Source organism: Methylobacterium komagatae (genome assembly GCF_042661665.1).
In the GTDB taxonomy this organism is placed as follows: domain Bacteria; phylum Pseudomonadota; class Alphaproteobacteria; order Rhizobiales; family Beijerinckiaceae; genus Methylobacterium; species Methylobacterium komagatae.
Genome location: NZ_JBHSWN010000001.1, coordinates 580,697 through 606,386, shown reverse-complemented (window position 1 = coordinate 606,386; position 25,690 = coordinate 580,697). Strand labels below are relative to the sequence as shown.

Annotated in this window: 30 protein-coding genes and 4 pseudogenes; 11 read left to right on the top strand and 23 right to left on the bottom strand. The window is 66.3% G+C overall.

Features of this window, described 5'->3' with window-relative positions; all coding sequences use genetic code 11:
- Nucleotides 1-66: 66 nt before the first annotated feature.
- Nucleotides 67-1,281 (bottom strand): hypothetical protein, encoded by a 1,215-nt coding sequence (locus tag ACFQE0_RS03035; RefSeq protein ID WP_378966934.1) that lies wholly within the window; start codon nucleotides 1,279-1,281, stop codon nucleotides 67-69.
- Between the two features lie 276 nt (nucleotides 1,282-1,557).
- Between ACFQE0_RS03035 and flgB the strand changes: the two genes are divergently transcribed.
- From flgB to cckA, 7 genes and pseudogenes are all read left to right on the top strand, one after another.
- On the top strand, nucleotides 1,558-1,965 hold the full coding sequence (flgB, locus tag ACFQE0_RS03030) for a flagellar basal body rod protein FlgB (protein ID WP_378966932.1): 408 nt from the start codon (nucleotides 1,558-1,560) through the stop codon (nucleotides 1,963-1,965).
- Between the two features lie 46 nt (nucleotides 1,966-2,011).
- On the top strand, nucleotides 2,012-2,419 hold the full coding sequence (flgC, locus tag ACFQE0_RS03025) for a flagellar basal body rod protein FlgC (RefSeq protein ID WP_378966930.1): 408 nt from the start codon (nucleotides 2,012-2,014) through the stop codon (nucleotides 2,417-2,419).
- 10 nt (nucleotides 2,420-2,429) lie between these two features.
- Entirely contained in the window at nucleotides 2,430-2,744 is a 315-nt protein-coding gene (gene fliE, locus ACFQE0_RS03020) for a flagellar hook-basal body complex protein FliE (RefSeq protein WP_378966928.1), read from the top strand.
- Nucleotides 2,745-2,760: 16 nt separating this feature from the next.
- Complete coding sequence (fliQ, locus tag ACFQE0_RS03015; protein WP_238248936.1) at nucleotides 2,761-3,027, top strand: flagellar biosynthesis protein FliQ; 267 nt, start codon at nucleotides 2,761-2,763, stop codon at nucleotides 3,025-3,027.
- Nucleotides 3,028-3,057: 30 nt separating this feature from the next.
- Complete coding sequence (gene fliR, locus ACFQE0_RS03010; RefSeq protein WP_378966924.1) at nucleotides 3,058-3,819, top strand: flagellar biosynthetic protein FliR; 762 nt, start codon at nucleotides 3,058-3,060, stop codon at nucleotides 3,817-3,819.
- Nucleotides 3,820-3,842: 23 nt separating this feature from the next.
- A complete protein-coding gene (flhB, locus tag ACFQE0_RS03005; RefSeq protein WP_378966922.1) occupies nucleotides 3,843-4,910 on the top strand; it encodes a flagellar biosynthesis protein FlhB in 1,068 nt (355 codons plus the stop codon).
- Between the two features lie 130 nt (nucleotides 4,911-5,040).
- A pseudogene (cckA, locus tag ACFQE0_RS03000) lies at nucleotides 5,041-7,779 on the top strand (cell cycle histidine kinase CckA).
- A 181-nt stretch (nucleotides 7,780-7,960) separates the two neighbouring features.
- Here cckA and rplQ read toward each other — a convergent pair.
- The 5 genes and pseudogenes from rplQ to rpsM form a co-directional block, all read right to left on the bottom strand.
- Nucleotides 7,961-8,371, bottom strand: a complete 411-nt coding sequence (rplQ, locus tag ACFQE0_RS02995) for a 50S ribosomal protein L17 (RefSeq protein ID WP_378966920.1) — start codon at nucleotides 8,369-8,371, stop codon at nucleotides 7,961-7,963.
- A gap of 115 nt (nucleotides 8,372-8,486) precedes the next feature.
- Nucleotides 8,487-9,520 (bottom strand): annotated as a pseudogene (locus ACFQE0_RS02990) (DNA-directed RNA polymerase subunit alpha).
- Nucleotides 9,521-9,609: 89 nt separating this feature from the next.
- A complete protein-coding gene (locus tag ACFQE0_RS02985) occupies nucleotides 9,610-10,482 on the bottom strand; it encodes an MBL fold metallo-hydrolase (protein WP_378966917.1) in 873 nt (290 codons plus the stop codon).
- Between the two features lie 32 nt (nucleotides 10,483-10,514).
- Nucleotides 10,515-10,904 (bottom strand): 30S ribosomal protein S11, encoded by a 390-nt coding sequence (gene rpsK, locus ACFQE0_RS02980; RefSeq protein ID WP_378966915.1) that lies wholly within the window; start codon nucleotides 10,902-10,904, stop codon nucleotides 10,515-10,517.
- 170 nt (nucleotides 10,905-11,074) lie between these two features.
- Nucleotides 11,075-11,443 (bottom strand): 30S ribosomal protein S13, encoded by a 369-nt coding sequence (gene rpsM / locus ACFQE0_RS02975; RefSeq protein ID WP_378966912.1) that lies wholly within the window; start codon nucleotides 11,441-11,443, stop codon nucleotides 11,075-11,077.
- A gap of 203 nt (nucleotides 11,444-11,646) precedes the next feature.
- Between rpsM and ACFQE0_RS02970 the strand changes: the two genes are divergently transcribed.
- On the top strand, nucleotides 11,647-12,018 hold the full coding sequence (locus ACFQE0_RS02970; protein ID WP_378966910.1) for a hypothetical protein: 372 nt from the start codon (nucleotides 11,647-11,649) through the stop codon (nucleotides 12,016-12,018).
- A 5-nt stretch (nucleotides 12,019-12,023) separates the two neighbouring features.
- Here ACFQE0_RS02970 and ACFQE0_RS02965 read toward each other — a convergent pair whose 3' ends face one another.
- The 17 genes and pseudogenes from ACFQE0_RS02965 to ACFQE0_RS02885 form a co-directional block, all read right to left on the bottom strand.
- Nucleotides 12,024-12,251, bottom strand: coding sequence for a hypothetical protein (locus ACFQE0_RS02965; protein ID WP_378966908.1), 228 nt, complete (start codon nucleotides 12,249-12,251; stop codon nucleotides 12,024-12,026).
- A 69-nt stretch (nucleotides 12,252-12,320) separates the two neighbouring features.
- Nucleotides 12,321-13,058, bottom strand: a complete 738-nt coding sequence (locus tag ACFQE0_RS02960) for an adenylate kinase (RefSeq protein ID WP_378966905.1) — start codon at nucleotides 13,056-13,058, stop codon at nucleotides 12,321-12,323.
- A 23-nt stretch (nucleotides 13,059-13,081) separates the two neighbouring features.
- Nucleotides 13,082-14,424: pseudogene (gene secY, locus ACFQE0_RS02955) on the bottom strand (preprotein translocase subunit SecY).
- 148 nt (nucleotides 14,425-14,572) lie between these two features.
- Nucleotides 14,573-15,079, bottom strand: a complete 507-nt coding sequence (gene rplO, locus ACFQE0_RS02950; protein WP_378966903.1) for a 50S ribosomal protein L15 — start codon at nucleotides 15,077-15,079, stop codon at nucleotides 14,573-14,575.
- Nucleotides 15,080-15,090: 11 nt separating this feature from the next.
- A complete protein-coding gene (rpmD, locus tag ACFQE0_RS02945) occupies nucleotides 15,091-15,282 on the bottom strand; it encodes a 50S ribosomal protein L30 (protein WP_378966901.1) in 192 nt (63 codons plus the stop codon).
- 11 nt (nucleotides 15,283-15,293) lie between these two features.
- Nucleotides 15,294-15,881 (bottom strand): 30S ribosomal protein S5, encoded by a 588-nt coding sequence (rpsE, locus tag ACFQE0_RS02940; RefSeq protein WP_378966899.1) that lies wholly within the window; start codon nucleotides 15,879-15,881, stop codon nucleotides 15,294-15,296.
- Nucleotides 15,882-15,992: 111 nt separating this feature from the next.
- Entirely contained in the window at nucleotides 15,993-16,355 is a 363-nt protein-coding gene (gene rplR, locus ACFQE0_RS02935) for a 50S ribosomal protein L18 (protein ID WP_378966896.1), read from the bottom strand.
- A gap of 12 nt (nucleotides 16,356-16,367) precedes the next feature.
- On the bottom strand, nucleotides 16,368-16,901 hold the full coding sequence (gene rplF, locus ACFQE0_RS02930) for a 50S ribosomal protein L6 (RefSeq protein ID WP_378966894.1): 534 nt from the start codon (nucleotides 16,899-16,901) through the stop codon (nucleotides 16,368-16,370).
- A 22-nt stretch (nucleotides 16,902-16,923) separates the two neighbouring features.
- Nucleotides 16,924-17,319 (bottom strand): 30S ribosomal protein S8, encoded by a 396-nt coding sequence (gene rpsH / locus ACFQE0_RS02925; RefSeq protein ID WP_378966891.1) that lies wholly within the window; start codon nucleotides 17,317-17,319, stop codon nucleotides 16,924-16,926.
- The gene (gene rpsN / locus ACFQE0_RS02920; RefSeq protein ID WP_378966889.1) at nucleotides 17,297-17,638 is read right to left on the bottom strand and encodes a 30S ribosomal protein S14; all 342 of its coding nucleotides are present in this window, start codon (nucleotides 17,636-17,638) and stop codon (nucleotides 17,297-17,299) included. The genes rpsH and rpsN overlap by 23 nt, the downstream gene beginning before the upstream one ends.
- A gap of 41 nt (nucleotides 17,639-17,679) precedes the next feature.
- Entirely contained in the window at nucleotides 17,680-18,246 is a 567-nt protein-coding gene (gene rplE, locus ACFQE0_RS02915; RefSeq protein ID WP_243952433.1) for a 50S ribosomal protein L5, read from the bottom strand.
- On the bottom strand, nucleotides 18,239-18,553 hold the full coding sequence (rplX, locus tag ACFQE0_RS02910) for a 50S ribosomal protein L24 (RefSeq protein WP_378966886.1): 315 nt from the start codon (nucleotides 18,551-18,553) through the stop codon (nucleotides 18,239-18,241). The genes rplE and rplX overlap by 8 nt, the downstream gene beginning before the upstream one ends.
- Nucleotides 18,553-18,921 (bottom strand): 50S ribosomal protein L14, encoded by a 369-nt coding sequence (rplN, locus tag ACFQE0_RS02905; protein WP_010686182.1) that lies wholly within the window; start codon nucleotides 18,919-18,921, stop codon nucleotides 18,553-18,555. The genes rplX and rplN overlap by 1 nt, the downstream gene beginning before the upstream one ends.
- Nucleotides 18,922-19,257: 336 nt before the next feature.
- On the bottom strand, nucleotides 19,258-19,641 hold the full coding sequence (locus ACFQE0_RS02900; RefSeq protein ID WP_378966884.1) for a hypothetical protein: 384 nt from the start codon (nucleotides 19,639-19,641) through the stop codon (nucleotides 19,258-19,260).
- A 73-nt stretch (nucleotides 19,642-19,714) separates the two neighbouring features.
- Complete coding sequence (locus ACFQE0_RS02895) at nucleotides 19,715-20,440, bottom strand: amino acid ABC transporter permease (RefSeq protein ID WP_378966882.1); 726 nt, start codon at nucleotides 20,438-20,440, stop codon at nucleotides 19,715-19,717.
- The gene (locus ACFQE0_RS02890) at nucleotides 20,437-21,177 is read right to left on the bottom strand and encodes an amino acid ABC transporter permease (protein WP_378966880.1); all 741 of its coding nucleotides are present in this window, start codon (nucleotides 21,175-21,177) and stop codon (nucleotides 20,437-20,439) included. The genes ACFQE0_RS02895 and ACFQE0_RS02890 overlap by 4 nt, the downstream gene beginning before the upstream one ends.
- 15 nt (nucleotides 21,178-21,192) lie before the next feature.
- Nucleotides 21,193-21,996, bottom strand: a complete 804-nt coding sequence (locus tag ACFQE0_RS02885; RefSeq protein ID WP_378966878.1) for an ABC transporter substrate-binding protein — start codon at nucleotides 21,994-21,996, stop codon at nucleotides 21,193-21,195.
- Nucleotides 21,997-22,594: 598 nt separating this feature from the next.
- On the opposite strand from ACFQE0_RS02885, the gene rpsL reads away from it, so the two are divergent.
- The 3 genes and pseudogenes from rpsL to fusA all read left to right on the top strand — a co-directional run bounded on the left by rpsL (nucleotide 22,595) and on the right by fusA (nucleotide 25,653).
- Nucleotides 22,595-22,966: a 30S ribosomal protein S12 gene (gene rpsL, locus ACFQE0_RS02880; RefSeq protein ID WP_007557568.1), complete on the top strand. Its 372-nt coding sequence runs from the start codon at nucleotides 22,595-22,597 to the stop codon at nucleotides 22,964-22,966.
- 111 nt (nucleotides 22,967-23,077) lie between these two features.
- Nucleotides 23,078-23,548, top strand: coding sequence for a 30S ribosomal protein S7 (rpsG, locus tag ACFQE0_RS02875; protein ID WP_012319183.1), 471 nt, complete (start codon nucleotides 23,078-23,080; stop codon nucleotides 23,546-23,548).
- Nucleotides 23,549-23,578: 30 nt separating this feature from the next.
- Nucleotides 23,579-25,653, top strand: a pseudogene (fusA, locus tag ACFQE0_RS02870) (elongation factor G).
- The last annotated feature ends 37 nt before the right edge of the window (nucleotides 25,654-25,690 follow it).

Genomic DNA, 25,690 nt, shown 5'->3' with positions numbered 1-25,690 from the left:
GAAGCGCCGAAGCGAAGGCAAGGCCGCCCTGGCCGCCCCGCACAGGCGAGACGGCGGGGTGGTGCCTCAGTTGCGCTTGTCGAGGGGCCGCCCGAGGAGCCGAGCGAACTCTGCCTCGATCTCCTCAACCGAGAACGGATTGCCGGGCGATTTAGGCTCGGCCTTGGCGGAAGCGACCTTCTTCTCGGTGCGGGCCGGGCGCGGGGGCTCGGTGCTGGTGTTCGCCTCGGGCTCGGCCTTCGCAGCCGCCATGCCTGCCGCAATCGGATCGATCGAAGGCGGCACCAGGGCGGCCATCGCGGCGGCGATCGGATCGATCGGCGGCGGAGCGGCCGGAGCGGAGGGCTGCGGCTCCGGCTTCGGCGCGGCGGGGGGCGGCTCCGGAGCGGGAGCAGCCGGTGCAGGCGTCGGCGGTGGAGGCGGCGGGGCTGCGGCCGAACTCGGTCGGCTGATGGCGGCCTGAAGCTGCCGGGCCATGTCCGACAGGACGACCGGATCGACCGGGCGTGTTTCCACCGGCGGTGGCGTCAGCGGCGGCAGCACCATGCCTGCGGAGGGCAGTTTGACGGTCTCGTCTACCTTCTCGGCCACCGGCTTGCGGTCCAGTACCGGCGCGGAGGTCCGCAGCGTCCGAGGCCGCATCAGCGCCTCGCGAACGGAGCCCGCAGGCGGAGACAGGACAGGTGGCTCGGGTTGCGAAGCCGGGCTCGGAGGCGGCTCGGGGATATCCCGCCCGGGCTCGTCGCCGTCGATCAACGCGACGTCGAGGGGTAGCCGCACGGGCGGCGCGGCATTCGATCCCGGCACGGGCGGCGGCACCACCACGGGCATTTCGAAGGTGGGCTCGGGTCGGCGGAACGGTGGCTCGCCGAGGGAACGGCCCGGTTCGGCCAGGGCGCGAGGCGGTTCGGGCAGGCGCCCGGCTTCGGCCAACGGATCGGGCAGGGGCTCGGCGGCCGGCTCCGCGCGCAGGGCCGGCTCGGAGAGGGGCCGCTGGCCGCGCTGGATGTTGCGCTCGACTACGACGTCGTTCGGGCCGCCGACGAGGAGCAGATGCTCCACATTGTCCCGCCGCAGCAGGATCAACTGACGGGCGCGGTCCAACTCGTACACGTCGACGATGCCGAGGCGCGGCTGACGCGCCCGGCCGCTGCGCCCGGGGAGCGCGCTGCCGCTTCCCGTGAGGCGCCGGACCACGAGCACGATCGCGGCCAGGGCCGAGAAGATGATCGCGAAGATGACGAGATATTGGATGATCGGGGAGCCGTCAGAGCCGAACACAGATCGTAGCCATGACAAGTTTACGCACTCGCACGTTCCGGCCGTGGCGGGATCCGCGGCGGGCCAGAGGTCATAACACGACCGCGCGGCCTCCGGGCAGACCGAATTAAGGCTTCGTTAACAGCTCGTTGGCGCGTGCAGTTTTGAATTTAGGGCCAGAACGCACGTTCAACCGATCGTTGTGAGATCCGACGGCCTCACCTTTAACGAGGCATTAACCATGCACGCGGCAGTTTTTGCCGAGCCCGGGCGTGCCGGGTTCCGCCGGAGGGGGCCATGGCCATCACCGACCTGCCCATGCTGGCGATGCTGCGCACCCGGATGCAGTGGAACCAGGCGCGTCAGACCGTCATCGCCGAGAACGTCGCCAACGCCGATACGCCCGGCTTCAAGCCACGGGACCTCGCGGAACTGCGCTTCGACAAGGAGACGGGCCGCGCCGCCTCGACCTCGCCCAGCCTTGCCCTGACGGCGGCGGGTCACATGGCGCCCATCGGCCAGCCCTCGGCGGCGGGAGCCGACCCGAGGAAGGTGAAGGATTTCGAGATCCGGCCGAGCGGCAACGGCGTCAATCTCGAGGACGAGATGATGAAGGCGGGCGATATCCAGACGGATTACCAGCTCGCCGCCTCGCTCTACCAGCACAGCCTGACCACCCTGAAGATCGCCATCGGCAAAAGCTGAGATCGGCTTCTTGAACGCGCAGCAAGACTAGCAAAGGGGGCGGGCGGTGGAATTCACGAAATCCCTGGCGGCGGCGACATCCGGCCTCAAGGCCCAGTCCGGCCGCATGCGCATCATCGCGGAGAACATCGCCAACGCGGATTCCGCCCCGGCCACGAAGGGCGCCGAGCCCTATCGCCGAAAGATTCCGACCTTCAAGACGCATCTCGACCGCGAGACCGGCGCCAGCGTCGTCGAGACCGGACGGGTGCGACGGGACTCCACCGCCTTCCGCGTCAAGCACGACCCCGGCAACCCCGTGGCCGATGCCAAGGGCGACGTCGCGATGCCGAACGTGAACCCGCTCATCGAGAACATGGACATGCGCGAGGCCCAGCGCAGCTACGAGGCCAACCTGAACATGGTCACGGGGACGCGCAAGATGATCGCCCAGACCATCGCGCTTCTGAAGTAGGGGCTGCGCCATGGCTTCCAGCAACTTCGCGGCGGGTGCCTACGCCGCCGTTCAGGGTCTGTCCTCCGGGCGCCCCGCGCCGCGTGTCCAGCCGACGACATCCCCGAGCGAGGGCTTCGCCGGGCTCCTGGGCCAAGCCCTGGACGGCGTCGGCGATGCGGGCCGCCGGGCCGATGTCCAAGCGGTCTCCGCAGCCTCGGGCAAGGCCAACGTGGTCGATGTCGTCACCGCCGTCGCCGAAAGCGAGACGGCCCTTCAAACCATGGTCGCCGTCCGCGACCGCATGATCTCGGCCTACGAGGAAATCATGCGCATGCAGATCTGACGACGGAAACCCATCGATGACCGGTCTCGCCATCCTCGACGTCGCCCGCGACGGCATCTTCGTGTTCCTGAAGGTGGCCGGGCCGCTGATGCTCGTCGCCCTGTTTGTCGGTCTCGTCGTGTCGCTCGTGCAGGCGCTGACGCAGATCCAGGAGCAGACGCTGATCTACGTGCCGAAGATCGTCGCCGTTTTCGCGACCCTGCTTCTGATGCTCCCGTTCATGGGCGACGCCATGGCCGGCTACATGACCCGTATCGCCGCGCGGATCGCGGCGGGCGGGTGATGGCGCTCCGGTTGCGCTATACGGAGGCGTATGAACCTCCTCCTGCCGGGCGTCGCCTCGGCTTATCTCCTGGTTTTCGCGCGCGTCGGCACGCTGATCATGCTCATGCCGGGCGTGGGCGAGCAGACCGTGTCGCCGCGCCTGCGGCTCGCCTTCGCGTTGCTCGTGTCGCTGGTGCTCTATCCCATGGTGCGCCCGCTGCTCGGGGGCACGGAGGGGATCGCCGGGCCTCGGCTGATCGCGCTCCTGTTCGGAGAGACGATCATCGGCCTCGTCATCGGCCTGACCGTGCGGATGGTGCTCGCCGCGTTGCAGACGGCGGGGCTCGTTATCTCGCAGCAGCTCGGCCTGTCCTACGCCATGACCGTGGACCCGACACAGGGCGGGCAATCGGCCGCGGTGGGCAATTTCCTGTCTCTGCTCGGCATCACGCTGATCTTCGCTGCGGACTTACATCACCTCGCCATTGCGGGGATCGCACGCAGCTATCAGGTGCTGCCGCCGGACGGTGTACCGGCCTTCGGCGATGCGCTGATGCTGGCGGTGAGGGCCGTCGCGCGGGGTTTCACCCTCGCCGTGCAGATCTCCGGGCCGTTTATCGCCTTCGGCATCCTGTTCAATCTCGGGCTCGGCGTGCTGTCGCGGCTGATGCCGCAATTGCAGGTGTTCTTCCTGGCGGTGCCCGCCTCCGTGCTGATCGGCATGCTGATCCTGGCCGGGTCGCTCGGCGTGATGATGGGCGTCTTCATCGACGATCTCGGCCGCTATCTCGGAGAGTTCGTCGGCCGCTGACTCGTGCCGGGAGGCCCTGAGCCATGGCCGAGGGCGCGGAGCAGGAAGACAAGACCGAAGAGCCGACCCAACGGCGGATCGAGCAGGCGATCGAGCGCGGCGACGTCGCCAAGAGCATCGAGATCAACACCTTTGCGATCCTCGGCGCCTTCACCCTGGCGCTGGTCGTGGCCGCGCCGAGCATCGCCTCGAGCCTGATGCACAGCCTCACGGCGTTCCTCGCCAACGCCCATCAGGTGCCGGACGACCCTACGGCCATGGCCGGCGCGATGCGCAGCAGCCTGCTGATCTGGCTGCAGGCGGTCGCGGTGCCGGTGGGCCTCGCCGTCGTAGCGGGCGTCGCGGCGGGCTATCTCCAGCATCCCCCGGTGTTCAACGCCGAGGCGCTGATGCCGAAATTCGAGCGCATCTCACCTATGGCGGGGCTGAAGCGCCTCTTCGGGGTGGAGGCGCTGTTCCAGTTCGGCAAGGGCCTCGCCAAGATGATCGCTGTCGGCGTCGTTGGCGGCGCGATCCTATGGCGCGACCGCGACCGGCTGGAAGTTTTCGCCCGGCTCGATCCCGGTGCCTGCCTTCCGGCGGTTCTGTCGCTCAGCCTCAAGCTGCTGGCGGGGATGCTCGCCGTCCACATCACCATCGCGGGGGCGGATTACCTGTATGCGCGCCTGCGCTGGCGGGGTCGGCTTCGCATGTCGAAGGAAGAGATCAAGCAGGAAATGAAGGAATCGGAGGGCAACCCCGAGATCAAGGGGAAGCTCAAGCAATTGCGCATGGCTCGCGCCCGGAAGCGCATGATGGCCGCCGTACCCACCGCCACCGTCATCGTCACCAACCCCACCCACTACGCCGTGGCGCTCCGCTACGAGCAGGGCATGGCCGCACCGGTCTGCGTCGCCAAGGGCGTCGACGCGCTCGCCTTGCGCATCCGCGAGGTCGCCAAGGCGCATGACGTCGCCATCGTCGAGAACCCGCCGCTGGCTCGCGCGCTGCACGCTACCGTCGAGATCGACCGGGAGATCCCGGCCGAGCATTACCGGGCGGTGGCCGAGGTGATCGGCTTCGTCATGCGCCTCCGGCGCCGCGCCGCGTGAGGGAGAAGCTACCCTTCCTCCACCATTTTGCGCGACGCTCTCGAAGGGCTTGGTACCGCCCAAGGTCCGAGGCCCCTTGCCGTGGGGCGGGCCGCGGGCCAAACCGGAGCCCGTTTCTGGAAAGACCCTGATGGCCGACGTGACCGGATCCCCGGCCCCGATATTGAAGGCAGACCCGGCAAGGCCGGATCCGCAGGCCGAGGCCCTGGCCGTGCAGAGCCCGGTCAACGCCTCGATCGACCGGTCGGAGCAGCCCGGCCGGGTCGGCCTGCTGCTGATGCTCGCGGGTCTCCTGGTCGGCGCAGCGATCGGCCTGTCCTTCGTCGCCAACGAGCAGGCTCAGGCCCTCATCGTGTGGCTTCTGGCGCTGCTGGCCATGGCCGGCGTCTTCTTCCTGTTCGCCCTGGCGATCGGCGCGATCCAACTCTCCGGCAGCAGCGCCCGGGACGACATCACCCGCGGTATCGTCGATGGAGCGCCCGATGGGGCTCTGGTGGTCGAGGATGGCGGGCGCCTGATCTACGCCAACGCCGCCTACTTGCGGCTCGCGGGTGGCGACAGCTTCACCAACCTCGCCCCCGTGGAGAGGATCTTCGTCGGCTCGCCCGAAGTGTCGGAGGCGGTCTACCGCCTGTCGCAGGCCTCACGGGACGGGCGTCCGCATACCGAGGAGGTGCGCATGGCGCCGCCGCTCGGGCAGATGGCCGGACTGACGGGCGAGCGCGATTTCGGCTGGTACCGGGTGTCGGTGCGGCCCCTGCCGCGTCCGCGCCGTGCCGCTGCTCTCTGGACCGTGGCCGACGTCACCGCCGAACGCGAGCGGCAGGAAAACGTCTTCCAGGAATTGCAGCACGCCATCGATTATCTCGATCACGCCCCGGCAGGCTTCCTGTCGATCAATCCGGCGGGCACGATCGTCTACATGAATGCCACTCTGGCGGCATGGCTCGGCTACGACCTCGCCAGCGTCGGCTCGGGCGGGCTGCATCTCGATGAGATCGCCACCAGCGCCGACGTCCTGATGCGCACGGCCGGTTTCCCCGGCGAAGTCCGCACCGACCGGTTCGATCTCGACCTACGCCGCCGCAACGGCCACACGGTGCCTGTGCGGCTCTATCACCGGGTCGCGTTCGGCAAGGACGGTAAGCCCGGCGCCTCGCGCACGTTCGTCATCAACCGCTCGGCCGGGGCCGATGCGGACGAGCCGCAGCGCGCCGCCGAGGTGCGCCTCGCCCGCTTCCTCAACAACTCGCCGATCGCCATCGCGACACTGGACCGCTCGGGCCGGATCGCTCGCGCCAACGCCTCCTTTACGCGCCTATTCGGCACGGCGCCGCTCTCGCCCAACGAGGCCGAGCTGGACGGGGAGGGCGGCACCCGCGCCGAGCCGAACCTCGCCGATTCGGTCCTCGACCGGACCGCCCTCGAAGCCGGACTGAACCGGGCCGCCAGCGGCATCACCGAGGCCGAGCCTATCGAGGTGCAGTTGCAGGGGCCGGGCGGACGCTCGGCCCGGCTGTGGCTCAGCCCCGCGGATGGCGGCGCGGAGGGCGAGCAGGCCGACGAGGCCGAGCGGGTGATTCTCTACGCCCTCGACACCACGGCCCAGCGTCGAGCTGGAGCAGCAGGTCGCTCAAGCGCAGAAGATGAACGCAGTCGGCCAACTCGCCGGCGGCATCGCGCACGACTTCAACAACGTCCTGCAGGCGATCATCGGTTATTCCGACCTGCTCCTGGCGAGCCACAGGCCGAACGATCCGGCCTTCCAGGACATCATGCAGATCAAGCAGAACGCCAACCGGGCGGCGGGCCTCGTCCGCCAACTCCTGGCGTTCTCACGCCGCCAGACCCTGCGGCCGGAGGTGATGAATGTCGGCGAGAGCCTGTCGGAGCTGACGCTCCTGCTGAAGCGTCTGCTCGGCGAGCGTGTCGCGCTTGAGCTGAAGCACGGTCGCGACGTGTGGCCGGTAAAGGCCGATGTGAACCAGTTCGAGCAGGTGATCGTGAACCTCGCGGTCAATGCCCGCGACGCGATGCCGGATGGCGGCAAACTGACGATCCGCACCGAGAACGTGGTCGATCCGGGTCCCAAGGCGGCGACCGACGGACGTGGCGGCCCGCCCCCGGCGATCACGTGCTGATCGAGGTCTGCGACACCGGCCAGGGCATCCCGGCCGAATTGATGGAGAAGATCTTCGAGCCGTTCTTCACCACGAAGGAGATCGGCAAAGGCACCGGTCTCGGCCTCTCGACGGTGTTCGGCATCGTCAAGCAATCGGGCGGCACCATCGACGTGCAATCGACGCTGGGGCAGGGCACGGCCTTCAAGATCTATCTGCCTCGGCACATCCCCGCGCCGGAAGTGCTGCCGGTCGAGGCGCCGGTCGCTGCCAGCCCGGACGCGAAGGCCGAAATTGGCGCCACGCCTGCCGCAGCGACGTCCTCCGCTAAGCCTGCCGAGGCGGCACCCGCCCCGCGCCGTCCCGCGACCGACCATACCGGCCAGGGCACCATCCTCCTCGTGGAGGACGAGGATCCCGTCCGCGCCGTCAACAGTCGCGCCCTCTCGGCCCGTGGCTACACCGTGCTGGAAGCCGCTTCCGGTCTCGAAGCTTTGGCCATCGTCCGCGATGGCGACCAGCCGATCGATCTCGTGGTGTCCGACGTCGTTATGCCCGAAATGGATGGGCCGTCCCTGCTGCGGGAGGTGCGTAAGCATCAGCCGCATCTGAAGGTGATCTTCGTCTCCGGTTATGCCGAGGACGCCTTCCGCAAGAACCTGCCGGAAGGCGAGGCTTTCAACTTCCTGCCGAAGCCCTTCAGCCTGAAGCAGCTTGTCGAGACCGTGAAGAAGACGATGGCGGATTGACCGCCACCCGTCATTGCAAACGCAGTGAAGCAACCCAGGGCAGCGGGCCGCGTCAGGATATGGCGTTTCCCTGGATTGCTTCGCTCCGCTCGCAAGGACGGCTGTAGCCTGTGACATCCTCCAACGAAAAAGGCCGCCCCGGGCGAACCGGGACGGCCTTTTTTCTTAAGTGGCGAATGCCTCAGGCGGCGTCGGCAACCTGCGACGGGCCGGAATCCTTGCCGCGGGCATCGACGTCGCGATCCACGAACTCGATCACGGCGAGCGGGGCGTTGTCGCCCTGGCGGAAGCCGGCCTTCATGATGCGGCAGTAGCCACCCGGACGACCCTGGTAGCGCGGGCCGAGCACCGAGAAGAGCTTCTTGACCATATCGGCGTCGCGCAGCTTCGACATGGCGAGGCGGCGGGTATGCACGCTGTCGGTGCGGGCCAGCGTGATCAGCTTCTCGACGACCGGACGCAGATCCTTGGCCTTCGGCAGGGTGGTGATGATCTGCTCGTGCTTGATGAGCGCGGCGGACATGTTGGCGAACATCGCTTGGCGATGCTCGGCGGTGCGGTTGAAACGACGACCGCGATAACCGTGACGCATGGTGGCTCTCCTGTTGCTTGCGACCGCCGTGCCACGGGTCGGCCGCCTGTTGAGCGAAGAAAGAGCGGGGAGCCCTTCGGCCCGCCCGCTCCCACTCCGCTATTCGTTGCCGCGCTCAGTAATGCTCTTCGAAGCGCTTGGCGAGGTCCTCGATGTTCTCCGGCGGCCAGCCGGGGACATCCATACCGAGGTGCAGACCCATGCCGGCCAGCACTTCCTTGATCTCATTCAGCGACTTGCGGCCGAAGTTCGGGGTGCGCAGCATCTCGCCCTCCGACTTCTGAATGAGGTCGCCGATGTAGACGATGTTGTCGTTCTTCAGGCAGTTCGCCGAACGGACCGACAGCCCGGCTCGTCCACCTTCTTGAGGAGCGCCGGGTTGAAGGGCAGCTGCGGCGTGAGCGGCGCGGCCTCTTCCTTGCGCGGATCCTCGAAGTTCACGAACACCTGGAGCTGGTCCTGAATGATGCGGGCGGCATAGGCCAGCGCATCTTCGGGGCTCACCGCGCCGTTGGTCTCGACCGTCATGGTCAGCTTGTCCTTGTCGAGATCCTGGCCCTCGCGGGTGGTCTCGACGCGGTAGCTGACCTTGGTCACCGGGGAGAACAGGGAGTCGACCGGGATCAGGCCGATCGGCGCGTCCTCCGGGCGGTTCCGCTCGGCCGGGACGTAGCCCTTGCCCGTGGAAACCGTGAACTCCATGCGGATCTCGGCGCCGTCATCGAGCGTGCAGATGACGAGGTCGGGGTTCAGGATCTGGATGTCGCCAACCGTGCCAATATCGCCCGCCGTCACCGTGCCGGGGCCGGTCTTGCGCAGGGTCATGCGCTTGGGGGCGTCGGTCTGCGAGCGGATGGCGATCGTCTTGATGTTCAGGACGATGTCGGTCACGTCCTCGCGCACGCCCGGGATGGACGAGAACTCGTGCAGAACGCCGTCGATCTGCACCGACGTCACCGCCGCGCCCTGGAGGGACGACAGCAGAACGCGCCGCAGGGCGTTGCCCAGGGTGGTGCCGAAGCCGCGCTCGAGCGGCTCGGCGACGACCGTCGCGATCCGCTTGGGGTCGTCGCCGGTCGAAACCTGCAGCTTGTTCGGCTTGATGAGTTCCTGCCAATTCTTCTGAATGACCACGGTCCTACCTCTCACGCCTCGCGGGTCCGCATGATCCGGATCCCGCGTTCCGGCCGGGTGGAGGCGCCCCCTGGCACACCGCCCGGTCTCAAAAATCGAAAACTCTACTCGCCGCCGACCCAGAGGGCCGGGACGAAGCTGTAGCCCGCTCCGTCACGATCCACGTAGCCGAAGGCGGGGAATTCCAGGTGACAACCGGCGATGAAGCTACGCTCCGCCGCCGCCTGATCCATGATCGTCTTGCGCGTCTGCCGGGCCTGCTCGCCATCGACATCGAAGCCGACGCCCGCATCCGGGTTCTTGAACTGGATCGCCGGCAGATGAACCACATCGGTCCAGATCAGCAGCGACTCGGAACCCGACGACACGCGGAAACCACAATGCCCCGGCGTGTGACCGGGGAGATGAACCGCTTCGATGCCCGGAAGCACCTCGCCGCCGCGATGCTCGCGCATCCGGCCGGCATAGGGGGCCACCGCGTTGCGAGCGCCCTCGAAATAGCCCTTGGCCTCCTGGGGCGCCTTGGACAGCGCCTCGTCGGGAAGCCAGTGAGCCGCCTCATCAGCATGCACGACGATCTCGGCATTCGGATAGACGGCCTTGCCGTCGGCCGCGAGGCCGCCGCAATGGTCCGGATGCAGGTGCGTAATGAGCACCGTCTCGACATCCTCCGGCTTGACGCCGGTGGTCGCCAGGGCGCTGCCCAGGCGTCCCATCGTCTCGACCGGCGCCAGGGCGCCGTAACCGGTATCGACTAGGACCGGCTTGCGGCCGGCCCCGGTGATCAGGAACGCGTTCAGGGTGATCTTCGGCTGTTCGGTGCGGAAGCCGTCGCGCTGTAGGCGCGCGGCCTCGTCCTTGCCGATGCCCGTCACGAGATCGAGGCTCGCCTGGAACCAGCCGTCGTTGAGCGCGGTGACCGTAAGATCGCCGAGGTTCCAACGCAGCACGCCAGGCAGTGGCTTCGATCCCGCCATAAGTTTCTCCCTGTTCGCCAATCCCGGTTCGATTAAACGCGACGACGCTTGCGCGGGCGGCAGCCGTTGTGCGGGATCGAGGTGACGTCGCGGATCGAGGTCACGGTGAAGCCCGCGGCCTGGAGGGCGCGCAGCGCCGACTCACGGCCGGAGCCGGGACCGGACACCTCGACCTCGAGGGTGCGCATGCCATGCTCGCCGGCCTTGCGGGCGGCGTCTTCAGCGGCAACCTGAGCGGCATACGGCGTCGACTTGCGCGAGCCCTTGAAGCCCATCGCACCAGCGGAGGACCACGAGATCGTGTTGCCCTGGGCGTCGGTGATGGTGATCATCGTGTTGTTGAACGAGGCGTTCACATGGGCGACGCCCGACACGATGTTCTTGCGTTCACGACGACGAACGCGTTGCGGTTCCTTGGCCATCTGACTTCCACTCTTCCTTCAAGCACGCCCGTAACACCAGGCGCTCGGGATTCTTTTGAGACATGGCCGCAAGCCCTTGCAGGGCTGTCGCGACCGGCCGGATGCCTCAAGGGACATCCGACTCGACGGAAGAGAGGCCGAGCGGAGCGCGGCCTCCCAAACCGAAGAAATTACTTCTTCTTGCCGGCGATCGGCTTCGCCTTACCCTTGCGGGTGCGGGCGTTGGTGTGAGTCCGCTGGCCACGCACCGGCAGCTGCTTGCGGTGACGGAGGCCACGGTAGCAGCCCAGGTCCATCAGGCGCTTGATGTTCATCGAGACTTCGCGGCGCAGATCGCCCTCGACGAGGTAGTCGCGGTCGATGGTTTCGCGGATCTGGAGAACCTCGGCGTCGGTCAGTTCGTTGACGCGACGCTCGGCGGGGATACCGACCTTGCCGGTGATCTCCTCAGCCTTCTTGGCGCCGATGCCGTGAATATACTGAAGCGCAATAACGACGCGCTTAGCGGTCGGGATGTTGACGCCTGCGATACGGGCCACAGTCTAACTCCATGTGAGGCCCGGCGAGGCCGGGCTCTGGTTTGGCGCGCGTCCGGTGGAGGCCGGCCCATGCGCGCGTGCAACGACGACGCGGCCCGTGGGCAGCCCCTGTTCAGGGCACCTCGGACCATCGTTCGGTTGGACGAAGGGGGGTCTGCTACTCCGGGCTGGCGGCCCTGTCAATCACGATGGAGCGAAAACCCATGGCGCGGCCGGACGATTGCGGCGACACCCTAAGGGCCTACGCCCTGGCAGTGATCCGTTGTGCCGAGGACAATGCCGAAGAGGTCGTGCCCGTCATCCTCGCGGTGACTGGCGGTATCCTGTCCTTGGCCGAGCCCGGTAGTGTCAGCCTACGTGATGCGGATGATGGCGCAGGCGGTGTCCTGTGGGCGGCCTTCGGCGGCGAGCGGATGGCGTTTCGCTACAATCCGCTCACCGCGATGATCGAGCTGCGCGTCGGCACCCTGGACGGGCATCCGATGCGCCGATTCGGCCGCCGCTCGCTGCCGATGGATATCACGAACTTCTTCGGCCCGACTCGCGAGGCCGAAGCCGCCCGCCGAAGGGGCTGAGAGCTCTATCGCATCCGCTGATTCGAAAGGCGGCAGGTCCGGCCCTCATCGCGGTAGCCCGCCGGGCAGCGCCGCACACAGGCGCCCGCCGCGAATTTCAGGGGTGGCCGACAGGCATTCCGGAATTGCTTCTGTCCGTAGACAAAGGATTGAGCGGGGCTCTGGGCGGTGGCTGCCTGGGGCAGGGCGCCCACACAGGCAATGGCGAACACGACGGCGAGACGGGTCTTCATCGGGCCTTCCGAACGAAAAAGGGGCGCCCGCCTCATGGCGAACGCCCCTCGGATGAACCGGCCAACGCCTCAGGAGGCGATCCGCTCCCGGTGCGGCTCGAGGATCGCCATGAGATCCTCGGTCACAGAATCGATCGGCTTCATGCCATCGACGGTCTTCAGCATGCCGAGCTTGTCGTAATAGGCCGAGAGCGGCGCGGTCTGGGCGCGGTAGGCTTCCAGGCGCTGCTTGAACACCTCGGGGGTGTCGTCCTTGCGCACGGCCTCGCCGCGCGCCTGCGCCTCGGCGGCGCGGTTGGCGATGCGGCCGACCAGGGCGTCCTCATCGACCTTCAGCTCAACCACGGCGGAGAGGTCCAGCCCCTTGCCCTTGAGCATGGTGCCGAGCGCCTCGGCCTGGGCCACGGTGCGCGGGAAGCCATCAAGGATGAAGCCGGGCTTGGCGTCCGCCTGCTCGATCCGGTCGGCGACGATGCCGACGACGATCTCATCGGAGACCAGCCCGCCGGATTCCATCACGGCCTTGGCCTTCAGACCGACCGGCGTGCCGGCCGCCACGGCGGCGCGCAGCATGTCGCCCGTCGAGAGCGGGGGATGCCGTACCGCTTGACGATCCGCTCGGATTGCGTGCCCTTCCCCGCGCCGGGCGGTCCGAGCAGAATGATGCGCATGGCGTTGTCCTCTTAGGGCCCGAGCTTCCGGGCTCTGGGTCTCTTCGACGACGCCATCACGGGCATCGCCCCCTCGGTCGTTTCTTATAGGCTCGCGCGGATGGCGATAGCCCGCCCTTAGGCGGACATCGCTCATTTCCCCGCTTCTGTCTCGCCGCCTCAGCGGCGGCGCTGGCCTGCGGAAGCGCCCCGCAGCTTGGCCTTCTTCACAAGGCCCTCATACTGATGCGCCATCAGGTGCCCGTGGATCTGCGCCACCGTGTCCATGGTCACGGTCACGAGGATCAGCAGAGACGTGCCGCCGAAGCCCAGGCTCGCCGAGGCATAGGACGACAGGATCTCAGGGCACAGACAGACCACGGTCAGGTACAGGGCGCCCACCACGGTGATGCGCGTCAGCACCTTGTCGAGGAACGCGGCAGTCCGCTCACCCGGACGGATGCCGGGGATGAAGCCGCCATGCTTCTTCAGGTTGTCGGCCGTCTCCTGCGGATTGAAGACGACGGCGGTGTAGAAGAACGTGAAGAAGATGATCAGCGCCGCATAGAGCAGCATGAACAGCGGCGTGCCGTGGCCAAGGTAGGCCGTCATCGTGCCGAGCCAGCCGCTCCCGTTATTGGCGGAGAAGCTCGCGGCGGTAGCGGGCAGCAGCAGCAGTGACGAGGCGAAGATCGGCGGAATGACGCCCGACGTGTTGAGCTTCAGCGGCAGGAACGAGGTCTGTCCCTCGTACATGCGGTTGCCGACCTGCCGCTTCGGATAGTTGATCAGGATGCGGCGCTGAGCGCGCTCCATGAACACGATGAAGTAGACGAGGACGACGGCAGCCACGGCCACGCCGAGGATGATGACCGGCGAAAGCGCACCGGTACGGCCGAGCCCAGGGCGCCGATGATCGTCACGGGCAGGTGGGCGACGATACCCGCGAAGATGATCAGCGACGAGCCGTTGCCGATGCCGCGCGAGGTGATCTGCTCACCAAGCCACATCAGGAACAGGGTGCCGCCGGTCAGGGTGATGACCGTCGAGGCCAGGAAGAACGGGCCGGGGTCGATCGCGGCCGAGGAGCTTTGTAGCCCCACCGCGATGCCCCAGGACTGAACCAGGGCCAGCACTACCGTGAGGTAGCGGGTGTATTGGTTGATGACCTTGCGGCCGGACTCGCCCTCCTTCTTCAGCGCTTCCAGGCTCGGGATGACCGAGGTGAGGAGCTGCACGATGATCGAGGCCGAGATGTACGGCATGATGTTGAGCGCGAAGATCGCCATGCGCTCGACGGCACCGCCGGAGAACATGTTGAACAGCCCGAGCACGCCGCCCGATTGCTGCTGGAAGTTCCGCGCGAATTGCTCGGGGTCGATGCCGGGAATCGGCACGTAGGTGCCCAGCCGGAACACGATGAGCGCGCCCACCGTGAACCAGATGCGCTTCTTGAGCTCATCGGCCTTGGCGATGGCGCCGAAATTGAGATTGGCGGCAAGCTGCTCGGCGGCTGAGGCCATAGCGTCGCGTCCTGGAGATGTCGCCGGGCTTCAAACCCGGATGAAACGAAAAACGGCGGCCCGCGAGTTCGCGTGGCCGCCGCTCGATGGTCTCCGACTTAAAGGCCGGGGACGTGCCGCGCAACGTGTCGCGCGGCCGCCGTCTGCCTCAGGCGGTCGCCTCGGCCTCGGCCTTGCCGCGGGTCGAAACGCCGGAGGCGTAGACCACGCTGACCGAACCGCCGGCCTTCTCGACGGCCTCAATGGCCGACTTGGAGGCGCGGGTGACTTCGAAGCTGAGCTTCGAGGTCAGTTCGCCGACGCCGAGCAGCTTCACGCCGTCACGGGGACGGGCGAGGATGCCGGCGGCCACGAGCGTCTCGACCGTGATGGTCGCGCCGGCCTCGAGCTGCCCCGTATCCACAGCGGCCTGGATCCGGCCGAGGTTCACCTCGTTCAGGTCCGCCGCGTGGATGTTGTTGAAGCCGCGCTTCGGAAGGCGACGATGCAGCGGCATCTGGCCGCCCTCGAAGCCCTTGATGGCCACGCCGGTCCGGGCCTTCTGACCCTTCACGCCGCGTCCGGCGGTCTTGCCCTTGCCGGAGCCGATGCCCCGGCCGACACGCATCCGGTCCTTGGTGGCGCCGGGATTGTCGCTGATCTGGTTGAGCTTCATCGGTCGCCTCCTCAGGCCTCGAGGACGCGAACGAGGTGATGCACCTTGCGGATCATCCCGCGCACCGAGGGCGTGTCCTCGAGTTCGGAAACCCGGTGCAGCTTGTTCAGCTTCAGGCCGATCAGCGTCTCGCGCTGGCTGGCCTCACGGCGGATCGGCGAACCGATCTGCTCGATACGGACGGTCTTGGAGTTCTGAGCCATGCCATCCTCCCTTACGCGACCGCGGCTTCGGACTGATCGGCCGGATCGGCATCACGGCGGCGCGACTGGAGCGCGGACACCTTGAGGCCACGGCGAGCAGCGACGGCGCGCGGGCTGTCCTCGTTCTTCAGCGCCTCGAAGGTCGCACGAACGAGGTTGTAGGGGTTCGAGGAGCCGAGGCTCTTGGCCACGACGTCCTGCATGCCGAGCGTCTCGAACACGGCGCGCATCGGGCCGCCAGCGATGATGCCGGTACCCTGCGGAGCCGCGCGGAGGATCACCTTACCAGCGCCATGACGCCCGTTGACGTCGTGGTGCAGGGTGCGGCCCTCACGGAGAGACACACGGATGAGGCCACGCTTGGCGGCTTCGGTGGCCTTGCGGATGGCTTCCGGCACTTCGCGGGCCTTACCGTGGCCGAAGCCGACGCGGCCCTTCTGGTCGCCGACGACGACCAGGGCAGCGAAGCCGAAGCGACGGCCACCCTTCACAACCTTCGCGACGCGGTTGATGTGGACGAGCTTGTCCACGAACTCGCTGTCGTGCTCCTCGCGGTCTTCGCGGCGGCCGCGGCCCCCGCCTTCACGTTCACGTGCCATTGTCTCTACCTATCTCACTGGCGCGGACCCTCGCGGGCCCGCTCGCTCGATTCTTCCCTCCGAAAAGGGAAGAGCCCCACGCCGCCCTCAGGGCCGCGCGGGGGGATCTCCTTAGAATTCCAGGCCGCCTTCGCGGGCAGCCTCGGCCACGGCCTTCACGCGGCCGTGGTAGATGTAGCCGGACCGGTCGAAGATCACCTTGGTGACCCCGGCCGCCTTGGCGCGCTCGGCGAGGAGCTTGCCCACGGCGGTGGCGGCGGCGACATCGGCGCCGGTCTTGAGGTCGCCCTTGAGCGACTTCTCGATCGTCGACGCGGAGGCCAGGGTGTGGCCCTTCACGTCATCGATGACCTGCGCATAGATCTGCTTCGACGAGCGAAACACGGACAGACGCGGACGGCCATTGGCAGCCGCCTTGATCGCCCGACGAACGCGCGCCTTGCGCCGATCGAGGGCTTCGAGCTTACGAGACATCTTCGCCCTCCTTTACTTCTTCTTGCCTTCCTTGCGGAAGATGAACTCACCGGCGTAACGCACGCCCTTGCCCTTGTACGGCTCGGGACCACGGTACTCGCGGATCTCGGCGGCGACCTGACCAACCTTCTGCCGGTCGATGCCGGTGATGGTGATCTCGGTCGGCTTCGGCGTGGCGATGGTGATGCCCTCCGGCACGGCGTACTCGATGTCGTGGCTATAGCCGAGCGACAGCTTGAGCGCCTTGCCGGCCATGGCGGCACGGTAACCGACGCCGGTGATCTCGAGCTTCTTCTCGAAGCCGTTCGACACGCCGGTGGCGATGTTGGCAATCTGAGCGCGCGAGGTGCCCCAAAGGGACCGAGCGGGCTTCGACTGGTTGACGGGCTGCACCTCGATGGCGCCGTCCTTCATGGCGACGTTCACGAGGGACGGAACGACGAACTGAAGCTCGCCCTTCGAACCCTTCATCTTCACGGTCTGGCCCGTGACAGTGGCGGTGACGCCCGCCGGCACGGAGACCGGCTTCTTGCCTACGCGAGACATGGGATATCCTCCTCCGTCCCGATCAGAACACGGTGCAGAGCACTTCACCGCCGACGTTGCGCTCGCGCGCCTCGTGGTCGGCCATGACGCCCTGCGGGGTGGAGATGATGGTGACGCCGAGGCCATCGGCCACGCGCGGCAGCTCGCCAACCGACGAGTAGACCCGGCGACCCGGCTTCGACACGCGCTTGATCTCACGGATCACCGGCTTGCCGTCGTAGTACTTGAGCTCGATGGCGAACTCGGTACGGCCGTTGCCAAGCTCGGTCTGAGCGAAGTCACGGATGTAGCCCTCGCGCTTCAGCACGTTGAGCACGCTGGCGCGCAGCTTCGAACCGGGCGTCTGGACGACGTTGCGACGGCGCAGCTGGCCGTTGCGGATACGGGTGAGCATGTCACCCACGGGATCGTTGACCATGTGGGGACCTCCTTACCAGGCTCGACTTGACGAGGCCGGGGATAAGGCCCCGGTTGCCGAGCTCCCGCAGCGCGACGCGCGAGATGCCCATCTTGCGGTAGAAGGCCCGCGGACGGCCGGTGATCTCGCAGCGGTTGCGGATCCGGGTGGCCGACGAGTTGCGCGGCAGTTCGGCGAGCTTCAGGCGCGCTTCGAAGCGGTCCTGCATCTCGATCGACTCGTTGTTCGCGATCTCAAGGAGTGCCTTCCGCTTGGCGGCGAAACGCTTCACGAGATCCTTGCGATGGTTGTTCTTCTCGACTGAGCTTTTCTTCGACATGTAAGTCTATCTCCAGTGTCCGCGTATGACGCTTTGGGACGTCACTGCCGGAACGGGAATTGGAAGGCCGCGAGCAGCGCCTTGGCTTCGGCATCCGTCTGGGCGGAGGTCGCCACGACGATGTCCATGCCCCACATCTGCTCGGCCTTGTCGTAAGAGATCTCCGGGAACACGAGATGCTCCTTGAGACCCAGGGCGTAGTTGCCGCGGCCGTCGAACGAACGCGGGTTCAGGCCCCGGAAGTCACGCACGCGCGGCAGCGCGATGGTGATCAGGCGGTCCATGAACTCGTACATGCGCTGCTTGCGCAGGGTCACCTTGCAGCCGATCGGCATGCCTTCGCGCACCTTGAAGGTCGCGATGGCCTTGCGGGCCCGGGTGATGACCGGCTTCTGACCGGCGATCAGTGCGAGGTCGCCGGCGGCCACGGAGGCCTTCTTCGAGTCGGCGGTGGACTCGCCGACGCCCATGTTGATGACGATCTTCTCGATCTGCGGCACCTGCATGGGGTTCTTGTAGCCGAACTCTTCGATCAGCTTCTGACGAACCACTTCGTCGTAGTGCTTGCGCAGCCGCGGGACGTACGCGTTCTTGTCGGCCTCAGCCATCGATCTGATCCCCCGTGCTCTTGGCGAACCGGACCTTGCGCCCGTCTTCGAGGATGCGGAAACCCACGCGGGTCGGCTTGCCGTTGGCATCCGCGACCGCGATGTTCGAGAGTTGGATGGCGGCCTCCTTGGAGATGATCCCGCCTTCCTGGTTCTGGGTCTGCTTCTGGTGCTTCTTGACGAGGTTCACGCCGCGCACGAACGCACGACCTTCCTTCGGCAGCACCTGGATCACTTCGCCCGAACGACCGGCGTCACGGCCGGTCAGCACGACGACCTTGTCGCCCTTGCGGATCTTGGCAGCCATCACAGCACCTCCGGGGCGAGCGAGATGATCTTCATGTGGTTGCGGGCGCGAAGCTCACGCGGGACCGGTCCGAAGATACGGGTGCCGATCGGCTCCTTCTGATTGTTGATCAGAACGGCGGCGTTCTTGTCGAACCGGATCACCGAGCCGTCAGCGCGCTTCACGTCCTTGGCGGTGCGCACGACCACCGCCTTCATGACGTCGCCCTTCTTCACGCGACCCCTCGGGATCGCTTCCTTGACCGACACGACGATCACGTCGCCGACGCCGGCATACTTCCGCTTCGACCCGCCGAGAACCTTGATGCACATCACACGGCGTGCACCAGAGTTGTCGGCGACGTCCAGATTCGTTTGCATCTGGATCACGTGCGTGACTCCTTCTCTCAGGCGGGTTTCCGCACGCGGGCGGTATTGCCCGGCGGACGACGCCTGATGGGGATCTGTGGTCCCCGGCTCATGTGAACGACCGCGCTATCGGCGTCAGAAACGCCGGCGCGGTCACCGCGGCGGAAAGGGCGCGAGGCCCATCCGAAATGTCGCGAAGGCCGGGGCCATACATCGGCGTGGCCACGAAAGCAACCACCGGGTGGGCTGAAACACGCACCAACCGCCCTGGCACGGCTGCAACTATAAAGAAAGACGGCGCCGATCGCGAGGACCGGCGCCGTCGATTGAATCGGTCGAAACGGGAAGAAGGCAGGGTCAGGCGGGTTGATCGAGAGGCTCTGCCTCGAACAGGAAGCCTTCGAGGCTCGGAATCGTCACGGGTGATGCCATCGCCGGCTTCGACAGGCGCCAGGGCCGGTCGGTACGGGCGCGAATCGCCTCCGACGGACGGAGGCGACGGCCGCGACCATCTTCTCCCAGTTCCTCAATGGCGAGAAACCCGTAAACCTGGAGACGGGACGCGGTGAGCTTGGTCTCCCGGTCCTCGGCGCTCACCACCATGGTGCCGAGCGCATAGACGGTCTCCATCAGCACCCGCTGCTCGCCACGACGGCGCAGGCCGACCTCGCGCTCGCTCATTGGGGGAGGGGAGACGACCCGACGGAAGGGGACGACGTTGCTCGCTGCGACGCAACCCATACGCAACATCCTTGACGCGACCAGGGGGCGGCTCTCGCCCGCCCCGACGGTCGCGACAATTCGATGTTTCGGTTTAATCTTCCGTAGACCGTGACGAGGCCGGCCTGCCCCGATCCGGCACGTTCGGCCCTAATCGGCGCGCGAGACGCATCGCGATGCGATCCAGGCTCAGGCACAGCGCCCCATAGACCGCGCCGACGAACAGAAAGATCTCGGCCGGGTAGACCATCACCCGGTTGTTCACCTGCGCTGCAACAAAGGACAGTTCCGGCACGCCGACGACGTAGGCGAGGGACGTGTCCTTGATCAGGGCGGTCCACTGATTCACGAAGGAGGGGGCCATCACTTGCAGGGCCTGCGGCAGCACGATGACGCGCAGCACCTGCCAGTGGCTGAAGCCCAGCGCCAGTCCGGCCTGCCATTGGCCCGGCCCGATCCCCTCGATGCCCGCCGCCACGGCATAGGAGAGGTAGGCGCCTCCGACGAGGGACAGGGCCGCTACTACGGTGCCGATCTCCGGCACGGGAATGCCGAGGAGGATCGGCATCAAGAAGTAGGTCCAGAAGATCAGCATCACGATGGGCACGGCCCGGAACAGGCCGAGCCCCGCGACGAGCAACCGGCGCGGCAACCCGCTGCTCATCGCAAGGGCGATTCCCAGGCCGAGGCCGAGGACACCCGAGACGAGGCCGGATTCCAGCGAAAGGATCAGCGTCAGCGCCACGCCGCCGATGGGCCCCTCGGGCCATGCGCCGACCAGCAGATAAGGCAGGTTGTCCAGAATCACTGCCGGGTTCACGAGGCCGCCCCCGCTCCGGCGGGCCGCCGCCTTCGAATAACGGCCTGACCCAAAGCCTCCACGGCGGCGACCGCCCCTACGTAGAAGAGGGTGGCGATCCCGAAGGCCTGGAAGGCAAGGAAGGTCTCTGTCTCCACCTGCCGGGACGCATAGGAGAGTTCGGCCAGGCCGATCGTCATCGTCAGGGAGGTGTTCTTAATGGTGTTGAGATACTGCCCGACGATCGGCAGCCATGCGGTGCGCAGGGCCTGGGGCAGTAGGATATGACGGAAGCCCTGGGCGGGCGTCAGGCCGAGCGCCAGAGCCGCCTGTCGCTGCCCCGGGCGGACGGCGTTGAGCCCGGCGCGGCATTCCTCGGCGATGTAGGCGGCGGCATAGAGGGTCAGCCCCGTGAAGCCGGCTAGGGTCTCATAGGCGGGCCAGGGCAGGATCATACCGCCGAGGTCGAGGCCATGGGGCGTGTTGAGCCACGCGGTCACGCTGGGCGGCAGCAGAGCCGCCACCGCGAAGTACCAGACGAACAGTTGCACCAGCAGCGGCGTATTGCGGATGATTCCCACATAGGCCGATGCGAACCTGCGGATCGGCCTCGTGCCGATCTCACGGAGGCAGCACACCGTGATCCCAAGCACGGTGCCGACGGCGCAGACCGCCGCCGACAGCGCAAGGGTGACACCGAAGCCCTGAACCAGCCACAGCAGGTACCGCAGCCCCATGGGCTCGCCGAACACGCCCATCGTATGGCGTTCCGCTCAGTCGTGGTCGCCGATGCGGAACTGGCGCACCAGGGGCTGCTCCGATTTCGGCCCGAACCACCGGTCGTAGATCGCCGCTGCCTTGCCGGATTTCTCGAGGTCACGGAGCGTGTCGTTCACCAGCGTCCGAAGGGCGGTCTCGCCCTTGGGGATGCCGACGCCGATATAGTCGTTCGAGACGCTGAAGGGCGGCACCTCGTACGTCTCACGATCCGGCACCTTGGCCAGCAGGCCGACGAGCTTCGGCCCGTCCTGGGTGATCGCCTGCACGTTGCCGTTACGCAGCGCGGTAAAGGCAAAGGGCGTGTCGTCGAACGCTACCACGATCGCCTTGGGGAAATCCCGGCGGAGCACGATCTCGTTCGTGGTGCCTTTGTCCGCGCCGATCCGCAGGCCATTGAGTTGCTCGGGAGAGGTCAGCGTGCCCTTCTTGGCGAGGAACTGCTGCCCCGACGCGAAGTACGGGATGCTGAAATCCAGCTGCTTCGCTCGCTCCTCGGTGATCGTGAAGTTCGCCAGAACCAGATCGACCTTGCCCGCAGTCAGCAGCGGGATGCGATTCGCCGGGTTGGTCGGCCGAAGCTCCAGCTTCACGCCGATTCGGTCGGCCAAGGCCTGGGCGTAGTCGATGTCGAGCCCTGCGATCTGCTTCGTCGCCGGATCAAGGAAGCCGAAGGGCGGATTGCTGTCGAAGGTCGCGACGCGCAAGACGCCCGCCTTCTTGATGTCGTCGAGCCGGTCGGCATGAACCGTGCCGATCGAAAGGAAAGCAGCCACGGCAAAGGTCAGCAAGCGGCGCACGAAAGTCTCCGTGAAATCAAATCCAAAGCGATCGTTGCAATCAGGCGTTATTTGCCCGTATTACGGCGCAACTCTGAGGAGATAATGCGCCGCGATGCCAATCTCTGCGACCGGAACGTCGCAATCAATCGCATAATATTCCAAATGTAGGCCTGGACCGGGAACGAACATCCGCTGAAAGCCCACAGGAGGCCGGGGAAGTTCTCGTAGTCCCGGCGCCGTCGCTGACAGGCGCGTGGCCGGGGTGGTATCTCTGAAAAGCGGGGATCGGTGACGCGATCTTAACCCGTCGGGGCCGGGAGTTTTTTGCCCTGGACGCATTGACCCGAGCGGCAGGCGAGTCTAGAAGCGCCCCACTTCGGTCGGCCCTCGGCTGCCGACGGCTAGCGGGTTTCCCGAACCGCCGTCCTCGCCCCCGACGCGACCTGAAGGCTCAAATCGCCTGACGCTTAAGTCAGATCCGTAGGTACGAGCGCGCCTTCCGAGGCGCGATCCTCTGCCCACACCGCGCCGAGGGGCTTTGACTAGCCCTTCCGGCGCATATTCGTTTTGCGGACTGCTCTGTCAGTCCGGAAGGGACCGAGGAAGAGGGCACAGGATGCCGACGATCAATCAGCTGATCGCCCAGCCGCGGAAGATCCAGCGGAGCCGCAATAAGGTTCCCGCTCTGGATGCTTGCCCGCAGAAGCGTGGCGTGTGCACCCGCGTCTATACGACGACGCCGAAGAAGCCGAACTCGGCTCTCCGTAAGGTGGCCAAGGTGCGCCTCACGAATGGCTTCGAGGTGATCGGGTACATCCCGGGTGAAGGCCACAACCTTCAGGAGCACTCCGTGGTCATGATCCGCGGCGGCCGCGTGAAGGATCTTCCGGGCGTGCGCTACCACATCCTCCGCGGTGTGCTCGACACGCAGGGCGTGAAGAACCGGAAGCAGCGCCGTTCGAAGTACGGTGCAAAGCGTCCGAAGTAATTTCTTCGGTTCGCCGTCAACTTTTCCACTGCCTGACAAGGATGCCGCCGGCCTTTCGCTCAAGGTGGCCTGCGTCAGGTGCTTAAAGTCTACTCATTGGAAGTTTAGCCAATGTCCCGTCGTCACTCGGCCGAGAAGCGTGAGATCATCCCGGATCCCAAGTATGGGGACGTGGTGCTGACGAAGTTCATGAACTCGATCATGTACGAAGGTAAGAAGTCGACCGCCGAACGGATTGTCTACGGCGCCTTCGACATCGTTGAGAACCGCGCCCGCGCCAACCCCATCGAGGTGTTCCGCGCTGCGCTCGACAACGTCGCCCCGATGATCGAGGTCCGGTCCCGCCGCGTCGGCGGTGCGACCTACCAGGTCCCGGTCGAGGTTCGCACCGAGCGCCGCCAGGCGCTGGCGATCCGCTGGCTGATTCAGGCCGCCCGTTCGCGCAACGACCGCACGATGGTCGAGCGCCTGTCGGCCGAACTCCTCGACGCCGCCAACAACCGCGGCAACGCCGTCAAGAAGCGGGAAGACACGCACCGGATGGCTGAAGCCAACCGCGCCTTCTCGCACTACCGCTGGTAAGCGGCCCACCCGTCTCTCAGGAGCAGCTCGATGCCCCGCACGCACGCGATCGAGGACTACCGCAACTTCGGCATCATGGCCCACATTGATGCCGGCAAGACCACGACCACGGAGCGGATCCTCTACTACACCGGAAAGTCCCACAAGATCGGCGAGGTCCATGAGGGCGCCGCCACGATGGACTGGATGGAACAGGAGCAGGAGCGCGGCATCACGATCACGTCCGCCGCGACGACGTGCTTCTGGCGCGAGAAGCGCCTGAACATCATCGACACGCCCGGCCACGTCGACTTCACCATCGAGGTCGAGCGGTCCCTTCGCGTGCTCGACGGCGCGGTATGCGTGCTCGACGGCAACCAGGGCGTCGAGCCTCAGACCGAGACCGTGTGGCGTCAGGCCGACAAGTACGACGTGCCGCGCGTCGTGTTCGTCAACAAGATGGACAAGATCGGCGCCGACTTCTTCAAGTGCGTCGCCGACATCATTGATCGCGTCGCCGGCAAGCCCGTGTGCCTGCAGCTGCCGATCGGTGCCGAGTCGAACTTCCAGGGCGTCATCGACCTCATCAAGATGAAGGCGATCGTCTGGTCGGGTGAGGCGCTGGGCGCCAACTTCTCCGAGACCGAGATCCCCGCCGACCTGCAGGATCAGGCTGTCGAGTACCGCGCTAAGCTCGTCGAAGCCTGCGTGGAGATGGATGACGAGGCCATGATGGCCTACCTCGACGGCCAGGAGCCGAGCGAGGAGAGCCTTCGCAAGCTCGTCCGCACGGCCGTGCAGCGCCGCGCGTTCCACCCCGTGCTCTGCGGTTCGGCCTTCAAGAACAAGGGTGTTCAGCCGCTCCTCGACGCCGTCGTCGATTACCTGCCGTCTCCCGCCGATCGCGGTGAGATCAAGGGCATCGACTTCAAGACCGAGGAAGAGGTCGTTCGTCGTCCGACCGACACCGATCCCTTCTCCATGCTCGCCTTCAAGATCATGGACGATCCCCACGTCGGCACGATCACCTTCTGCCGCGTCTACTCGGGCAAGGTCGATTCGGGCGCCAACGTCATCAACTCGACCCGCGACAAGAAGGAGCGTGTCGGTCGCATGCTTCTGATGCACGCGAACAACCGTGAAGACATCAAGGAGGCCTTCGCTGGCGACATCGTCGCCCTCGCCGGTCTCAAGGATACCCGCACCGGTGATACGCTGTGCGATCCGGTGAAGGCCGTCATCCTCGAGAAGATGGAATTCCCCGAGCCGGTGATCGAAATCGCCGTCGAGCCGAAGTCCAAGGCCGATCAGGAGAAGCTCGGCATCGCGCTCTCCAAGCTCGCCGCCGAGGATCCCTCCTTCCGCGTGTCCACCGACCAGGAGTCGGGCCAGACCATCCTCAAGGGGATGGGCGAGCCCACCTGGACATCAAGGTCGACATCCTGCGCCGTACCTACAAGGTCGACGCGAATATTGGCCAGCCGCAGGTGGCGTACCGCGAGAAGCTGACCCGTCGTACCGAGATCGACTACACCCACAAGAAGCAGACCGGTGGTACCGGTCAGTTCGCCCGGGTGAAATTCGTGGTCGAGCCGAACGAGCCGGGCGCTGGCTTCACGTTCGAGTCGAAGATCGTCGGTGGCGCGGTGCCGAAGGAGTACATCCCCGGCGTCGAGAAGGGCCTGAACTCGGTCCTGACCGCTGGTATCCTGGCCGGCTTCCCGGTCGTGGACATCAAGGTCGAGCTGATCGACGGCGCCTACCACGACGTCGACTCCTCCGCCCTGGCGTTCGAAATCGCGTCCCGCGCGGCGCTCCGTGAGGCCCTCCAGAAGGGCGGCTCGGTGCTGCTCGAGCCGGTCATGAAGGTCGAGGTCGTGTCTCCGGAGGAGTACACTGGCTCGGTCATCGGCGACCTGAACTCCCGCCGCGGCCAGATCCAGGGCCAGGACATGCGGGGCAACGCCAACGTCATCAACGCGATGGTGCCGCTGGCCAACATGTTCGGCTACGTGAACCAGCTGCGCTCCTTCTCGCAGGGCCGCGCCAACTTCACGATGCAGTTCGATCACTACGAAGAGGTGCCGCGCGGCGAAGCCGACAAGGTCATCGCCAAGTACGCGTAAGACTTCATCTCTTCGTTCCTCATCATTCGATTTAGGA

Excerpts from the sequence above, each read along its gene's own strand:
- rpsK (WP_378966915.1), bottom strand. The coding sequence starts at position 10,904 with ATGGCCAAGGAACCGCAACGCGTTCGTCGTCGTGAACGCAAGAACATC.
- rpsN (WP_378966889.1), bottom strand. The coding sequence starts at position 17,638 with ATGTCGAAGAAAAGCTCAGTCGAGAAGAACAACCATCGCAAGGATCTC.
- ACFQE0_RS02965 (WP_378966908.1), bottom strand. The coding sequence starts at position 12,251 with ATGAAGACCCGTCTCGCCGTCGTGTTCGCCATTGCCTGTGTGGGCGCC.
- fliE (WP_378966928.1), top strand. The coding sequence starts at position 2,430 with ATGGCTTCCAGCAACTTCGCGGCGGGTGCCTACGCCGCCGTTCAGGGT.
- rpmD (WP_378966901.1), bottom strand. The coding sequence starts at position 15,282 with ATGGCTCAGAACTCCAAGACCGTCCGTATCGAGCAGATCGGTTCGCCG.
- ACFQE0_RS02890 (WP_378966880.1), bottom strand. The coding sequence starts at position 21,177 with ATGGGCGTGTTCGGCGAGCCCATGGGGCTGCGGTACCTGCTGTGGCTG.
- rpsE (WP_378966899.1), bottom strand. The coding sequence starts at position 15,881 with ATGGCACGTGAACGTGAAGGCGGGGGCCGCGGCCGCCGCGAAGACCGC.
- rpsL (WP_007557568.1), top strand. The coding sequence starts at position 22,595 with ATGCCGACGATCAATCAGCTGATCGCCCAGCCGCGGAAGATCCAGCGG.
- flhB (WP_378966922.1), top strand. The coding sequence starts at position 3,843 with ATGGCCGAGGGCGCGGAGCAGGAAGACAAGACCGAAGAGCCGACCCAA.
- fliR (WP_378966924.1), top strand. The coding sequence starts at position 3,058 with ATGAACCTCCTCCTGCCGGGCGTCGCCTCGGCTTATCTCCTGGTTTTC.
- rpsG (WP_012319183.1), top strand. The coding sequence starts at position 23,078 with ATGTCCCGTCGTCACTCGGCCGAGAAGCGTGAGATCATCCCGGATCCC.
- rplO (WP_378966903.1), bottom strand. The coding sequence starts at position 15,079 with ATGAAGCTCAACCAGATCAGCGACAATCCCGGCGCCACCAAGGACCGG.
- rplR (WP_378966896.1), bottom strand. The coding sequence starts at position 16,355 with ATGTCTCGTAAGCTCGAAGCCCTCGATCGGCGCAAGGCGCGCGTTCGT.
- flgB (WP_378966932.1), top strand. The coding sequence starts at position 1,558 with ATGGCCATCACCGACCTGCCCATGCTGGCGATGCTGCGCACCCGGATG.
- rplX (WP_378966886.1), bottom strand. The coding sequence starts at position 18,553 with ATGGCTGCCAAGATCCGCAAGGGCGACAAGGTCGTCGTGCTGACCGGC.
- ACFQE0_RS02900 (WP_378966884.1), bottom strand. The coding sequence starts at position 19,641 with ATGGGTTGCGTCGCAGCGAGCAACGTCGTCCCCTTCCGTCGGGTCGTC.
- ACFQE0_RS02985 (WP_378966917.1), bottom strand. The coding sequence starts at position 10,482 with ATGGCGGGATCGAAGCCACTGCCTGGCGTGCTGCGTTGGAACCTCGGC.
- rpsH (WP_378966891.1), bottom strand. The coding sequence starts at position 17,319 with ATGGTCAACGATCCCGTGGGTGACATGCTCACCCGTATCCGCAACGGC.
- ACFQE0_RS02970 (WP_378966910.1), top strand. The coding sequence starts at position 11,647 with ATGGCGCGGCCGGACGATTGCGGCGACACCCTAAGGGCCTACGCCCTG.
- fliQ (WP_238248936.1), top strand. The coding sequence starts at position 2,761 with ATGACCGGTCTCGCCATCCTCGACGTCGCCCGCGACGGCATCTTCGTG.
- ACFQE0_RS02960 (WP_378966905.1), bottom strand. The coding sequence starts at position 13,058 with ATGAGCGATGTCCGCCTAAGGGCGGGCTATCGCCATCCGCGCGAGCCT.
- rplF (WP_378966894.1), bottom strand. The coding sequence starts at position 16,901 with ATGTCTCGCGTAGGCAAGAAGCCGGTCTCCGTGCCGGCGGGCGTCACC.
- rplE (WP_243952433.1), bottom strand. The coding sequence starts at position 18,246 with ATGGCTGAGGCCGACAAGAACGCGTACGTCCCGCGGCTGCGCAAGCAC.
- rplQ (WP_378966920.1), bottom strand. The coding sequence starts at position 8,371 with ATGCGTCACGGTTATCGCGGTCGTCGTTTCAACCGCACCGCCGAGCAT.